11 protein-coding genes are annotated in these 14733 nt (G+C 28.8%); all 11 read left to right on the top strand.

Going from position 1 to position 14733, the window contains the following annotated elements; genetic code table 11:
- The first annotated feature begins 36 nt into the window (after nucleotides 1-36).
- The 11 genes from lpxD to ALEK_RS09300 all read left to right on the top strand — a co-directional run bounded on the left by lpxD (nucleotide 37) and on the right by ALEK_RS09300 (nucleotide 14703).
- Complete coding sequence (gene lpxD, locus ALEK_RS09350) at nucleotides 37-984, top strand: UDP-3-O-(3-hydroxymyristoyl)glucosamine N-acyltransferase (protein WP_071625428.1); 948 nt, start codon at nucleotides 37-39, stop codon at nucleotides 982-984.
- 10 nt (nucleotides 985-994) lie between these two features.
- The gene (locus tag ALEK_RS09345; RefSeq protein ID WP_083574562.1) at nucleotides 995-3250 is read left to right on the top strand and encodes a DNA translocase FtsK; all 2256 of its coding nucleotides are present in this window, start codon (nucleotides 995-997) and stop codon (nucleotides 3248-3250) included.
- Between the two features lie 307 nt (nucleotides 3251-3557).
- Entirely contained in the window at nucleotides 3558-4100 is a 543-nt protein-coding gene (gene hpf, locus ALEK_RS09340; RefSeq protein ID WP_071625430.1) for a ribosome hibernation-promoting factor, HPF/YfiA family, read from the top strand.
- Between the two features lie 90 nt (nucleotides 4101-4190).
- A complete protein-coding gene (gene der / locus ALEK_RS09335; protein WP_071625431.1) occupies nucleotides 4191-5612 on the top strand; it encodes a ribosome biogenesis GTPase Der in 1422 nt (473 codons plus the stop codon).
- 14 nt (nucleotides 5613-5626) lie between these two features.
- Nucleotides 5627-7198, top strand: coding sequence for a SulP family inorganic anion transporter (locus tag ALEK_RS09330; RefSeq protein WP_071625432.1), 1572 nt, complete (start codon nucleotides 5627-5629; stop codon nucleotides 7196-7198).
- The gene (locus ALEK_RS09325; protein WP_071625433.1) at nucleotides 7191-7826 is read left to right on the top strand and encodes a uroporphyrinogen-III synthase; all 636 of its coding nucleotides are present in this window, start codon (nucleotides 7191-7193) and stop codon (nucleotides 7824-7826) included. Before ALEK_RS09330 ends, ALEK_RS09325 begins: the two co-directional genes overlap by 8 nt.
- A gap of 244 nt (nucleotides 7827-8070) precedes the next feature.
- The gene (gene purD / locus ALEK_RS09320; RefSeq protein ID WP_071625434.1) at nucleotides 8071-9336 is read left to right on the top strand and encodes a phosphoribosylamine--glycine ligase; all 1266 of its coding nucleotides are present in this window, start codon (nucleotides 8071-8073) and stop codon (nucleotides 9334-9336) included.
- 4 nt (nucleotides 9337-9340) lie between these two features.
- On the top strand, nucleotides 9341-9778 hold the full coding sequence (locus ALEK_RS09315) for an RDD family protein (RefSeq protein ID WP_071625435.1): 438 nt from the start codon (nucleotides 9341-9343) through the stop codon (nucleotides 9776-9778).
- A complete protein-coding gene (locus ALEK_RS09310; RefSeq protein ID WP_071625436.1) occupies nucleotides 9771-11864 on the top strand; it encodes an LPS-assembly protein LptD in 2094 nt (697 codons plus the stop codon). The genes ALEK_RS09315 and ALEK_RS09310 overlap by 8 nt, the downstream gene beginning before the upstream one ends.
- The gene (locus ALEK_RS09305) at nucleotides 11864-12517 is read left to right on the top strand and encodes a phosphoribosyltransferase (protein ID WP_071625437.1); all 654 of its coding nucleotides are present in this window, start codon (nucleotides 11864-11866) and stop codon (nucleotides 12515-12517) included. The genes ALEK_RS09310 and ALEK_RS09305 overlap by 1 nt, the downstream gene beginning before the upstream one ends.
- A gap of 8 nt (nucleotides 12518-12525) precedes the next feature.
- On the top strand, nucleotides 12526-14703 hold the full coding sequence (locus tag ALEK_RS09300) for a polyribonucleotide nucleotidyltransferase (RefSeq protein ID WP_071625438.1): 2178 nt from the start codon (nucleotides 12526-12528) through the stop codon (nucleotides 14701-14703).
- The last annotated feature ends 30 nt before the right edge of the window (nucleotides 14704-14733 follow it).

The following is a 14733-nucleotide window of genomic DNA, read 5'->3' as shown; positions in this document are numbered from 1 at the left end:
GATCCTTCTTATCTTATCCTATTATTAAGGATAAATATGACTTTACAAGACATAGCAAAAGCATTGAATTTACAATGTGACTCTCAAAAAGAGATTTTAGGGTTAAATACTCTAATTGACTCAAATGAAAATGAACTAACTTTTTTAGAAAATAAAAAATATCTTAGCGATTTAAAAAGTACAAAAGCAGCAGCTGTATTTGTTACACAGGACTTTAAAGATGAAGTGCCTGAGGGAACAATAGCATTAGTTTGTGATGAGCCTTATTTAAATCTTGCTCATACTAGTAAGTTTTTTGCACCAAAAATAGTTGAAACTACAGGAACTGAAGCCGTAGTTGCTGAAAATACTATAGTTATGCCAAATGTATATCTTGGTAAAAACTCAATTATTGGTAAAGACTGTACTATTATGGCGGGAGCTTATATTGGTGATAATGTAAGTATTGGAGATAATACTATTATCCATCCTAATGTAACTATTTATAGAGACTGTACTATTGGAAGTGATTGTTTAATCCATGCTGGAACTGTTATTGGTAGTGATGGTTTTGGATTTGCAAATACTAAAGATGGTAAATATATTAAAATATATCAAAATGGTAATGTTACAATTGGAAATGATGTTGAAATTGGTGCTAATTGTACAATTGATAGAGCAGTTTTCAAATCAACAATTATTGAAAGTGGTGTAAGACTTGATAACTTAGTACATATTGCACATAACTGTAAAATTAGAACAGGATCTATTTTAGTTTCACAAGTTGGTTTATCTGGTTCAACTATATTAAATCAATATGTAATTATGGGTGGACAAAGTGGAACAGCTGGTCATTTAGAAATTGCTCCTTTTACAACAATTGCAGCTCGTGGTGGTGTTACTAAAACAATTACTGAACCAAAAAAATCTTGGGCAGGTTTTCCTTTAATGGGTCATAGAGAATGGCTTAAATTACAAGGAAGAATTGCAAAATTATTAAAATAAAGGCTTTAAAATAGCAAAGAAAATCATATCCTTAATTATTCTATTTATTATAGTATTCTTTGAGTTTTCTACTTTTGTTAGTGCAAAAGAGGTAGTAGGAACTGCAGGTTCAAGTTTTGCTACTTTCTCACAAAAATATTTTGGGTACTTATCTTATGTATATTTATTACTTTTTGTATATCCATTATATTTAGTAAACTACAAAAAAGACATTCAAAAAAAAGATGTTTTTTTAAATATCTCTGTAGTGTTACTAATTTTATTTATATCTTTAATTTTCCAATCACTAATAATAGATACAAAAGCTAATAGTGGTGAAATAGGTAATATTCTAGTTCATGACTTAATTCCATTTATTGGTAGAGCAGGTTTATATATCTTCGTTTTAGTGGGATATATAATCTCTTTCTTAGTTATAAAAGAAAACTCTGATTTTGAATTTAATGGTGTTCAAAAAATGAAAGATAAATTTAAATCAGAAGCAAAACAAAGTAAACCTAAAAGAATAGAAAATAGTAGAAGAACAAAAAGAAAAGAACAAAATGTTGTTGTAAAAGAAGAGGGTGACACAGCTGAAATAATTCTTGAGATGCCTGTTTCTGCTAAGACTAATATAAAAGAAGTAAAAAATGATTCTAATACAAAAGGTGATATAGAAGAGTTTATTTCTAAACCAGATGCTTATGAAGTTATGGAAGAGATAAAATCTGAAGCCATGGAAAATCAAGCTTCTACAAATGAAAAAGAAGAAGAGATATTAGAAGCTCAAACTGAATCACATGGAATCATTGTAGAAGAGTTAGAAGAGAATAAAAAACTTTTAGAAGATATTGAAATTGGTACAACAGAGAAACCAAAAGATTTTGAATTACCTCATACAGACTTTTTCCAAAAAGCTCCTAAAGAGAAAAAGAATAAAGTTAGTGAATCTGAAATTGATCAAAAGATCTCTGATTTATTAGACAAACTTGCTATGTTTAAAATTGATGGTGACGTTGTAAGAACCTATACAGGTCCAGTTGTAACAACTTTTGAGTTTAAACCTGCACCAAATGTAAAAGTTTCTAAGATTTTAAATCTTCAAGATGATTTAGCAATGGCTCTTAAAGCTCAAACAATTAGAATTCAAGCTCCAATTCCTGGAAAAGATGTTGTTGGTATTGAAGTTCCTAATATCGAGATGCAAACTATTTATTTAAGAGAGATGTTAGAGAGTGAGTTATTTCAAAACTCAAAATCTCCTCTTACTATGATATTAGGAAAAGATATTGTTGGAAAACCATTTATCACAGATTTAAAGAAACTGCCTCATTTACTTATTGCAGGAACTACAGGTTCTGGTAAATCAGTTGGTATTAATTCTATGATTCTTTCATTATTATATAAGAACTCACCGGATAATCTAAAATTAGTTATGATTGATCCAAAAATGCTTGAGTTCTCAATGTACAATGATATTCCGCATTTATTGACTCCCGTTATTACAAAAGCAGGGGATGCTATAAATGCATTAGCTAATATGGTAGGTGAGATGGAGAGACGTTATACTTTAATGTCTCAAACTAGAACTAAAAATATTGAGAACTATAATGAGAAAGCTAAAAAAGAAGATTTTGAAGCTTTCCCTTATATTGTAGTAGTGATTGATGAGTTAGCTGACTTGATGATGACATCTGGAAAAGATGTTGAATACTCAATTGCAAGGCTTGCTCAAATGGCAAGAGCTTCTGGTATTCACTTAATTGTAGCAACACAAAGACCTTCTGTTGATGTTGTAACTGGTCTTATTAAAGCAAACTTACCTTCTAGACTTTCTTATAAGGTAGGTCAAAAAGTTGATTCTAAGATTATCTTAGACTCTATGGGTGCTGAATCATTACTTGGGCGTGGAGATATGCTATTTACTCCTCCTGGTATGTCAGGTCTTGTAAGAATACATGCTCCTTGGTCTATGGAAGCAGAAATTGATAAAGTTGTTGATTTCTTAAAAGAGCAAAGAGATGTTGATTATGATATGAATTTTATTAAAGATAGAAATTCATCATCTTCAAGTAATACTTCAACTGATGCAGAACTAGGTGATTTAGATCCTTTATATGAAGATGCCAAACAAGTTGTAATAAATGATAAAAAGACTTCTATTTCTTATATTCAAAGAAAACTAAGAATAGGATACAACAGAGCTGCAACAATTGTTGAACAATTAGAGCAAACTGGAGTACTATCTGAAGCAAATGTAAAAGGTAATAGAGAAATATTACTTTAATAGTTGATTTCCATTTATTTAAGTTTTAAACTTAAATAAATGCGAAATATCGACTTTCCCTATAAAAATAGTTAGATTTTTCCATTAATAGTAAAAAATTTCATTATTTTACAAAGAATATCAAACTTTCTTTCATTCTATAATCTTTTAAAGACAATTAAAACCATGTATAAAGTAAAGTTATAAATACAATAACTAATTAAAGCTAGTGTTTAATACAATTTAATTATAATTGCATAGTTTTTTGTATGGTTTATTTTATTTTATTTATGTTAGAATAAATAAATTATTATTTAAGGAGTTTGTTATGAATACAAGTATTGTAGGAAGACACATAGATTTAACTGAGCCAATTAAAGATTATATTAATAGTTCTGTAGAGATTTTTAAAAAATACAATTTAGATATTATTTCTGTTAATTCAATTATATCTCAAGAAGAAAAACACGGTAAAAAAGCGTTTTCTTTTGAGTTCACTCTAAATGTTGCACATTTAGATACAATTGTTGTTAAACAAAAAGATAAAGACTTATATTCAGCAGTTGATATTGCTGTAGATAGAGTTTCTAAAGTGTTAAGAAGACACCATGATAAAATTACTGGACATAGAGCTACTAAACTTACTGAAGTTGAAGCTAATGTAATTGAAGATCAAATTGCTATTGAATTAGAAAAATTTGAAGATGAAATTACTCCAGTAAGATTAAATTCATATAAACCAATGGATATTGAAGAAGCATTAAAAGAATTAAAAGCTTCTGATTCACAATTTAAAGTATTCTATGATAAAGACGATAACATGAGAGTACTTTATAAAAGTTCTGATGAAGGTAACTTCGGATTATATTAATCCCTAGCTTCATTAGTGAAAAAGGTATTAGTCGTTAATGGCTAATGCCTTTTTTATTTTATACAATTATAATTAGGATTTTAAAAATTTATGAGTAAAGAATTAAAGAAAATTGCACTTATTGGGCAACCAAATGTAGGAAAATCTTCTCTTTTTAATAGAATTGCACAAAAAAGAATTGCAATTGTTTCTGAACAAGCGGGAACAACAAGAGATATTAGAAAACATGAAGTTGAAGTTTTAGATAGAAAAGCATTAATGCTGGATACTGGTGGTATTGATGAAACTGATGATGCAATATTTTCAAATGTAAAAAGAAAAGCAATTGAGACTGCAAAAGAAGCTGATATAATACTTTTTATGGTAGATGGTAAAAATATACCAGATGATAAAGATAAAGAATTATTTTATGAGCTTCAAGCTTTAGGTAAAGAATTAGCTTTAGTAGTAAATAAAATCGATAATGATAAAGAATTAGAAAGATTATGGGAATTCTTTGAATTCGGAATTTCTGATGAAGATCTTATGGGTATATCTGTTTCTCACAATAGAGGAACTAAAAACTTATTTGAATGGATTTATAAACACCTTCCAGAGGTTATTGAACCAGAAATTGAAACTGAACTAGCAGATAATGGTACTGATTCATTAGATGATTTACTAGAAGATGGGGAAAGTGAAGAAGATAACAACAATGAAATTAAAGTTGGTATTATTGGTAGAGTTAATGTAGGTAAATCATCTACATTAAATGCAATCATTGGTCAAGAAAGATCTGTTGTTTCTCCAATTGCTGGTACTACAATTGATCCTGTTGATGAAACATATGAGTATGCTGATAAAAGTGTTACATTTGTTGATACGGCTGGATTAAGAAGACGTGGAAGAATTGATGGAATTGAAAAATTTGCATTAATGAGAACTAAAGAGATGTTAGATAAAGCCAATGTTGCTTTAGTAGTATTAGATGCTTCTGAACCATTTACTGATTTAGATGAGAAAATTGCTGGACTTGTTGATGAATATGGTCTAGGAACTATTATCGTTTTAAATAAGTGGGATGAGAATATGGATACCTTCAAAAAACTTGAAGAAGAAGTTAGAAGAAGATTCAGATTCCTTTACTATGCTCCAATTATTGCAATTTCTGCAAAAACAGGAAGATCTGTTGATAGATTAAAAGAGAAGATTATTGAAATACACGATAACTATACTCAAAGAATCACAACTTCAGCTTTAAATAAAGTAATTGAGCAAGCAGTAATTAGACATGCATTACCAAGTCCTAATGGGAACTATTTAAGAATTTATTATTCAACTCAATTCAGTACTAAACCGCCAAAAATTGCTTTAGTTATGAATAAACCAAGATTACTTCACTTCTCTTATAAAAGATACTTGATTAACTTCTTAAGAGATAAATTCAATTTTGAAGGTACACCAATACATCTAATTGCTAGAGGTAAGAATGATAAGATGGGTGACGAGGAATATCTAGACGAGGATAATTAAACCTAGGAGTTATTTTGAATAGCATAAAAAATAATATATTTTCTGGGGTAACAGCAGCAGTTGTTGCCTTACCCTTAGCTCTTGCTTTTGGTGTTGCCAGTGGTGCGGGTGCAATTGCAGGTTTATATGGTGCTATTATTTTAGGTTTTTTTGCTTCACTATTTGGGGGTACTCACACTCAAATATCTGGACCTACTGGTCCAATGACTGTCATAACTGCAACAGCTGTTGCAGCTTTTCCACACGATTTAATTTCAGTAATGTCAATAATATTTTTATCAGGATTAATCCAAATTTCTTTTGGAATAGTGGGTATTGGTAAATGGATTAAATATATCCCTTATCCTGTAATTTCTGGTTTTATGAGCGGTGTTGGAGTTATTATAATAATACTTCAAATAAATCCTTTTTTAGGAGTTGAAGCTTATGGTTCTGTTATATATACCTTAAGTCAATTACTTGAAACACTGAAGCAAGCTGATGACAGTTCTTTGATTATTGCATATATTACATTAGCTATTATGTTTTTAACACCAAAATTTATAACAAAAATTGTTCCTTCTGCGTTAATTGCTCTAGTAGTAGTTACATATTTTACAATGTATATGGGATATGAAATAGATACAATTGGTGAAATACCAATGGGATTACCAGAAATTATATTTCCTTTTTCTTTTGATTTATTGAAGTTAGACACTATTATTACATTAGCTATTACACTAGCCTTGTTAGGTTCAATTGATTCTTTATTAACATCATTAGTTGCTGATTCTATGACTAAAACTAAACATAATCCAAAAAAAGAGTTAATAGCTCAAGGTATTGGTAATTCTCTTTGCTCATTTTTTGGAGCAATACCTGGAGCAGGGGCAACAATGCGTACTGTTATAAATATTAATTCTGGTGGTACTAATAAATTATCAGGTATTGTTCACTCATTAACTTTGTTAGTTATTGTATTGTTCTTAGCTCCTTTAGCCTCAAAAATCCCTTTAGCTGTTTTGTCAGGAATTTTGATTAAAGTAGGGTTTGATATATTAGACTATAGGTTTTTAAAGATATTAAAAAATGTAACAAGACAAGATTTACTTATTATGGTTACAGTTTTTCTTCTTACAATTTTTGTTGATTTGATTATGGCTGTTGGAGTAGGAATTACGATTTCTTCTATACTAGCTGTATATCATGTTTCAAGGAATACAAAAATAAAAACACATAGAAGTAAAACCTCATTTGATATTGATATTGAAAATAATCATATTGAAGTAATCAAAATTGATGGGTCTTTATTCTTTGGTACTGCATCTGTATTAGATAGTAAACTAGAGAAAGTAAAAGAAAATAAAATACTTATTTTAGATTGTAAACTAGTTTCCTTTTTGGATTTATCTGCAATCTTTACAATCGAAGATTTAATAGAAAAAATGCGTTCAAGAAATATTGAAACAATTTTAGTATTAAAACATGCTCACAAAAGGCATATTTTAAAAGTTGATACAAAAAAAACTTTTAAAGATATTAAGATTTTCCATAAAATTGATGATGCAATAAATTACACACAAGAGATAGAATTAAAATATGGCTAAGAAAATATATTTACTAAATAATTTAAAATATGATGGAGTTGAAAACCTTGAAGTTTTCGGAATTGAATATATATCAAGTGAAATAGATATCAATAAATATGATGCATTAATTTTTACTTCTAAAAATGCTATTTATGCTATAGATTCATTTAACAAGGACTGGAGAGATATTGATTCTTATGCAATTGCTCCTAAAACTGCAAATGTAATTCAAAAATATAATGGCAATTTAGTTTTTACAGGTGTTAGTTCTCATGGAGACAGTTTTGCTAGTGAGCTTTGCCCTTTGTTAAAAGATAAAAAAGTCTTATATGTAAGAGCCTCTAAAACTGTTTCAGATTTAACACAAATTTTAAAAAGTGATAATATTGATATTGATGAACTAATTGCTTATAAAACTTCTTGTAAAAAAGTTGATAAAAAACTTGAAAATAACTCAATTTTTGTTTTTACTTCACCTTCTAGTGTTCAATGTTTTTTGAAAAACTATGATTGGAATGAATCATATTTAGCTGTTTGTATTGGAGAAACCACAGCAAAGTATCTGCCAAGTGAAATTAATTATAAAATAAGTAGTAAAACATCCATTGAAGAGTGCATAAAAGTTGCACAAGAATTACAAATTTAAACTCAGATTTAACATAATTAGCTACAATATTGATATCTAAGTAGTACGGGATTACCATTGTTGAGGGTCCGATACTATATTTTTGTGTGTAATTGTAGTGGTATGGTGTGCAGTAATTCATTGCGTTCTTACTCCTAATATACCTCTCTTACGTGCAGTCGTTGGCTTTTGTGGGCCATTTGATGGTTAACGGCTACTTGGGTAACTCAAACATAAAAAAACTATTATAATACAAGGAATTATCGTGAATATATTGATACTAGGAAGTGGCGGTAGAGAATACTCTATTGGATTAGCAATATATAAAGAAAATGCTCATAACTTATTTTTCATGCCAGGAAATGGTGCGACTTCAGAATTAGGTGAAAATATAAATATTAATGATTATAACGAATTAGCACAATGGGCAAAAGATAATTCTGTTGATTTAACAATTGTAGGACCAGAAGCTCCATTAGTAGATGGTGTTGTTGATATATTTAAAGAGAATGATTTAACAATCTTTGGACCAAGTGCAGCTGCAGCTCAACTTGAAGGTTCAAAAGTTTATATGAAAAACATTCTTAAAAAATACAACATACCAACAGCAGCGTTTATAGAAACAACAAATGAAAAAGAAGCTCATGATTTTATTGATACTATGAATCTTCCAATTGTTGTAAAAGCAGATGGTTTATGTGCTGGTAAAGGTGTTATTATTGCTCAATCAAAAGATGAAGCTAAAGAAGCTGCATCTGATATGTTATCTGGAGAGTCTTTTGGAGATGCTGGAACATCAATTGTAGTTGAAGAATTTTTAGATGGTTATGAATTATCTATTTTTGCTATTTGTGATGGTGAGAATTATAAAGTTCTTCCAGCAGCACAAGATCATAAGAGAATAGGTGATGGTGATACTGGACCAAATACTGGTGGTATGGGTGCCTATGCTCCAACACCTTTAGTAAATGATGATATTTACAAAAAAGTTGAAGAGAGAGTTATTAAACCAACTCTTGAAGGTATGAAACAAGAAGGTGCTCCTTTTGAAGGTGTATTATTCATTGGAGTTATGGTTGTAAATGGTGAGCCAATTATTTTAGAATATAATGTTAGATTTGGTGATCCAGAATGTGAAATTTTAATGCCTTTATTAGAAACTCCGGTTTCTGAATTGTTTTATAAAGGTGCTACAAGACAACTTGATAAATTAGATATTAAAATCAAAAAAGAGTTTGGTGTTGGTGTTGTAATTGCAAGTGAAAACTATCCTTATTCATCATCTAAACCTGCTGAGATAATAGTAGATAAAATTGTTGATGAAGATTTAGCAGCTAATTCACATATTTCTTATGCAGGTGTTGCTTCTGAAGATGGAAAACTAATGGCTACTGGTGGTAGAGTATTAGTTTGTGTTGGATTTGGATCTTCTATTAAGGAAGCTAGAGATAGAGCTTACGAATTATGTGGGCAAGTTCATTTTGCTGGTAAGAAATGCAGATCTGATATTGCATACCAAGCTTTAAAGTAGGTATATGCAAAATAACAATGAAGATTTACAATTAGCATCAATGAGATCAAGAGCTTTTGCTTTTGTCATTGATGACTTACTTGTAACATTTATAGTTTTAGTGATTTTTTGGGAAAATATTGTTGCAGCACAAGATAATATTGATGCTATGATGTACTTGGTTAAAGTAGATTTAGTTATGCCTTTAATTATCTTAAAAGTTGTGTATCAAACTTTTTTTGTTTGGTATTATGGTGCAACGGTAGGAAAAATTATTACAAAGATTAGAGTTATTGACGCAAATTCATGGGATAGAGTATCATTGTTCTCTTCTTTTTTAAGATCAGGTGGAAGAATTTTCTCAGAAATGTTCTTCTATGTTGGTTTCTTAATTGGATTTTTTAATGATGGAAGAAAGACATTCCATGATATCACTGGTAAAACGTTGGTTGTAAATGCTTAAACATATAATTGCTCCATTAATCATAGCTTCTTCTCTTTCTTTTGCACAAGAAATGAATACAGAAAAGTTTCAATTACTTGCAAAATCTATTGATACTAAGAATGATAAAGTTATCGCATCAGGGGATGTAGTAATTTTTTCTAATAGTTATTATATTTCAGCAAAGAAAATTATTTATGATAAAACAAATGAAACATTTGAATTATTTGATGATGTACTAATTCTTAAAGATAATAGTATTCAAACGCAAAGTGATTATGCTTTTGTTGATATGAAAGAAGATGCATATAAACAATCTCCTGTATTTTTAATTGAAAAAGAGAGTAACTTATGGGCTAACTCACAAAAATCATCAAAAGAAAAAACTGAAATTGATTTAGAAAGCTCTATTATTTCATCTTGTGATTGTATTGATCCAGCATGGAGTATAAGAGTTTCATCTGCTACATATAATACTGAAAATAAATGGATACATGCATATAATCCAAGGCTTTATATTAAAAATGTCCCAGTGTTTTATAGTCCATATTTAGGATTTCCTACAGATAGAAGAAGACGTAGTGGATTATTAATACCTACTATGGGGTATTCTAATAATGATGGTTTTTACTACTCACAACCAATTTACTTTGCACCAAAAGCTAATTATGATTTTGAATTTATTCCTCAGTTTAGAAGTAAAAGAGGATATGGTGCATTTACACATTTTAGATTAGCTGATTCACAATATTCTTTATTGAAATTAAAAACAGGCTTTTTTGAAGAAAAAGGTGAATATCAAAGAGAGTTTAATTTAAAGAATAGAAAACATTATGGTTGGTCTATTGATTATGAGAGAACAAAACTTTTCTCCGATAATAATACACAAGATGGTTTATATGCATCTATTAACTGGTTGAATGATATAGAATATCAAACAATTGAAGATAAAGATAATAGAACATCTAGTGAAAAAAATGTTGAATCAAAATTAAACTATTTTTATAATACACCTGAATATTATGGTGGTTTATATGCTAGGTATTATATTGATACTGAAAAAGATAATAATGATGAAACTTTACAAGAGTTACCTCAATTACAATTCCATTCATATAATAAAGAGTTTTTACTTGACAATTTAATTTACTCAGCTGATGCTAAATTTATCAATTATACAAGATCAGTTGGCTTAAATGCAAATATCTATGAATTATCTTTGCCTATTAGTTATACAAAATATTTTGCTGATGATTATTTATATTTAAATATAGAGAATAAAACTATTGTAAGTAAATATGAATATACAAATTCTTCTAAAGAGTTTAACAATGCTACTTTAGTTCAAAATGTTTCTTCTGTTTCTGTTGGTACAGATTTAATTAAGCCATATGAATCTGTTTTACATACTGTAAATTTCAATGCAAAATATTCTCATCCTGAGAATATTACAAGTGATGGAGATTTATATAATATAACAAATAATGATTCTGATTTAGCTTCTTTTCCATTTGTACAAAGTAAGAAGAATATTTTATTATCATTTAATCAATCTTTATATAACAAAACTGATTTACAACAGATAATTAATCATAAATTGTCTCAATCAATTTTATATGATGAAAATGATAATCCGGAATTACATGATTTAGAAAATTATATTAAATACAATTATGAATTTGGATCATTGACTAATAAAATGATTTATAATGTTCAAGATAAACAATTTATTGAAAATACTAGTAATATTTCATACTCTTATAAAGACGTAACAATAGATTTAGGTTATTATAAGTCAAAAAATACTCCTAATTCTAATAAAGAAAACCTTGAATCTTATAGAATCAATACTACTTATGATATTAGTAAAGACTACACTGTTGGTTATTACGAAAACTACAACTTATTAGATAATATTAAGAATAAGCAAGGTTTTTCATTTAATGTAAATGATAAATGTTGGAATTTAGATTTCAAATTTGAAAAAGAAATCATTCCTTCAACTAGTACAAATACAAACAGTGTTGATCAAGATGTTATATACGTAAATTTAATATTAAAACCATTAGGTGGATTAAAACAGAATTATAAAGTCAAAGGTAGATAATGAATTCTGAAAATAATATTTACTTCAAAAATAGAGAAGTTGCTGGTTATAGACTTTTAGATATTTTGCCAATTGATAAAATGAAATTAGAAAACTGGACAGTTATCTCTAGTTCATATGGTGGATACGAAATAGCTAAAATCATTGCAAATTCATTAGATGCAAAAGTAGATATTATGTTTAGTGATAAGATTATCGCTCCTCAAAATGATGAATGTGAGATTGCAATTGTAACTGAACATGAAGAGGTTTTAATTCATGAGGAACTTGTAAAAAGTTTTGATATTAGTTTAGATTATATTTATACTAAATCAAAACAAGTATATGAAGATTCTATTTTATCTAGAGTTAACTCATTTAGAGATGGAAATAAGATTTCACAATTAGAATATAAAAATGTTTTGATTGTTGATGAAGGTATAAATACAGGTCTAACTATGATGGCTTGTATTAAAACAGCAATTAATTTAGGTGCAAAATCTGTTTCAGTGGCAACACCTATATTACCAAGTGCAAGTATTCAAACTATAGAATCTATTGCAGATGATTTATATTATATAAAAAAATTGGATCATTTTATAGCTATTAATTTTTATTATGATAGTCTAGAAGATATAGAGTTTGAAGATATAGAAAAAATTAAAAAAGGATAAAAATAATTATGTCAACAGTTTGCGAATTTGAATTAAATGAAAAACAAGAGATATTTGAGTTTGGTAAAGTAGCCAAACAAGCTAATGGTTCTGTATTAGCTAAATTAGGAAAAGCAGTAGTTTTAGCTACTGTAGTAAGTGAGTTTGATAACCCAGTATCTGAGGATTTTACTCCACTTACAGTGCAATATATTGAGAAAACTTATGCTGCTGCAAAATTACCTGGTGGATTTATTAAAAGAGAAGCTAAGCCTAGCGAATTTGAAACTTTAACTTCAAGAGTTATTGATAGAAGTTTAAGACCTCTTTTCCCTAAAGGTTATGTTTATCCTACAACAATTACTGTACTGGTATTAAGTGCTGATAAAGATGTTGACTTACAAGCCTTAGCATTAAATGCTGCAAGTGCTGCTTTATATACTTCAAATTTACCAATTAAAAAATCAGTTTCTGGTGTAAGAGTTGGAAAAATTAATGGTGAGTACGTAATTAATCCTACTACAACTGAATTATTAGACTCTACATTAGATTTATATGTAGCTGGTACAAAAGATGAATTATTAATGATTGAAATGAAATCTATTTCATCACAAGAATTAGTTGAAGTTGATATTGAGGCATTTACAAAAGTTCATAAAGCTAATGAAGTAAATGAATCAGATTTAGTTGAAGCTATTGGTGTTGCACAAAAAGCTTTATATGAAGCAAATACTACATATGAATCTGGATTTGAAACAGCAAGTGTTGAGAAAAAAGATGTAGAACTAGTTGAATTTAAAATTGAAGAAGAAGTGATTAATTATGTTAGAGATAATTTCTCTGCTGATATTACTGAAGCTATTAAAAAATTAGCAAAATCTGAGAGAGCAACTGAGCTTAAAGATGTAGCAAAAGCAATTTCTGCAAATGAATATTGTGCTAGTAATGAAATTGAATTTAGTACAATTTATGAAGCAGTTTCTATTATTAAAAGAGAATTAGTTAGAGCAATGATTGTTAATGATAAAGTTAGAGCAGATGGAAGAGGTTTAAGAGACGTTAGACCTATTTCTATTGATACTAATATTTTACCATCAGCTCATTCATCTTGTTTATTTACAAGAGGTGAAACTCAAGCTTTAGTTGTTGGTACAATTGCAGGAAGTAAAGACGGTCAAATGTTTGAAAAACTTACTGAAAAATCAACTTCTATGGATAACTTCTTGTTACATTATAACTTCCCAGGTTTTTCTGTAGGTGAAGCTAAGCCAATGTTTGGTGTAGGTAGAAGAGAATTAGGTCATGGAAATCTAGGTAGAAAAGCCTTAGAATCTACTATTGACAATGATTACACAGAAACAATTAGATTAGTATCTGAGATTTTAGAATCAAACGGTTCTTCTTCAATGGCTACAGTTTGTGGTGGATCTTTAGCATTAAAAGCAGCAGGTGTACCAATCTCTGATTTAGTTGCTGGTGTTGCTATGGGTATGGTTGTTGAAGGTGATAACTATTCTGTTCTTACTGATATTATGGGTCTTGAAGATCATGATGGAGATATGGACTTTAAAGTTGCTGGTACTAAAGATGGTATTACTGCTTTACAAATGGATATTAAGCTTGGTGGTATTGAATTATCAGTATTAGAAGAAGCTTTATTACAAGCAAAAGAGGGTAGGGAACATATCTTAGGATTAATGGAAACTGCAGCTTCTGAAATTATTCCAAGTTCAGCATTACCATTAGTTGAACAATTTGCAATTGATCCTTCTAAAGTTATGGTTGTAATTGGTAAAGCTGGTTCTACAATTAAAGAAATTATTGAAAAATTCTCAGTAGCAATTGATTTAGATAGAAATTCTGGAAATGTTAAAGTTTCTGGTGAATGTAAACAAAGTGTTTTAGATGCTTGTGAACATATCAAGTCAATTTCTAATAATGCTCCAGCAAGAAAAGAATCAAGAAATGTTAACTTTGAAGACTTATATAAAGTAGATGAGATTTTAACTGGAAAAGTTGAAAGAATTGTTGACTTTGGTGCTTTTGTTTCTTTACCAAAAGGTGGAGAAGGATTATTGCATATTTCTAAAATTTCTAAACAAAGAGTTAAGAATGTATCAGATGTATTAAATGCAGGTGATGATGTAGAAATAAAAGTTTTAAAAGTAAAAAGAGATAGAATAGAATTATCTTCTAGTTCTATATAATAAATCCCTCTTGGGATTTATTAATTTTAA

Origin of the sequence: Poseidonibacter lekithochrous, from assembly GCF_013283835.1 — a bacterium.
GTDB classification, from domain to species: domain Bacteria; phylum Campylobacterota; class Campylobacteria; order Campylobacterales; family Arcobacteraceae; genus Poseidonibacter; species Poseidonibacter lekithochrous.
The sequence above is the reverse complement of the archived record's forward strand: the minus strand, read 5'-3'. Positions and strand labels throughout refer to the sequence as shown.

What these genes read in the sequence shown, in the direction of transcription:
- lpxD (WP_071625428.1), top strand. Translation starts at nt 37, where the DNA reads ATGACTTTACAAGACATAGCAAAAGCATTGAATTTACAATGTGACTCT.
- ALEK_RS09315 (WP_071625435.1), top strand. Translation starts at nt 9,341, where the DNA reads ATGCAAAATAACAATGAAGATTTACAATTAGCATCAATGAGATCAAGA.
- der (WP_071625431.1), top strand. Translation starts at nt 4,191, where the DNA reads ATGAGTAAAGAATTAAAGAAAATTGCACTTATTGGGCAACCAAATGTA.
- ALEK_RS09305 (WP_071625437.1), top strand. Translation starts at nt 11,864, where the DNA reads ATGAATTCTGAAAATAATATTTACTTCAAAAATAGAGAAGTTGCTGGT.
- ALEK_RS09325 (WP_071625433.1), top strand. Translation starts at nt 7,191, where the DNA reads ATGGCTAAGAAAATATATTTACTAAATAATTTAAAATATGATGGAGTT.
- ALEK_RS09300 (WP_071625438.1), top strand. Translation starts at nt 12,526, where the DNA reads ATGTCAACAGTTTGCGAATTTGAATTAAATGAAAAACAAGAGATATTT.
- hpf (WP_071625430.1), top strand. Translation starts at nt 3,558, where the DNA reads ATGAATACAAGTATTGTAGGAAGACACATAGATTTAACTGAGCCAATT.
- ALEK_RS09310 (WP_071625436.1), top strand. Translation starts at nt 9,771, where the DNA reads ATGCTTAAACATATAATTGCTCCATTAATCATAGCTTCTTCTCTTTCT.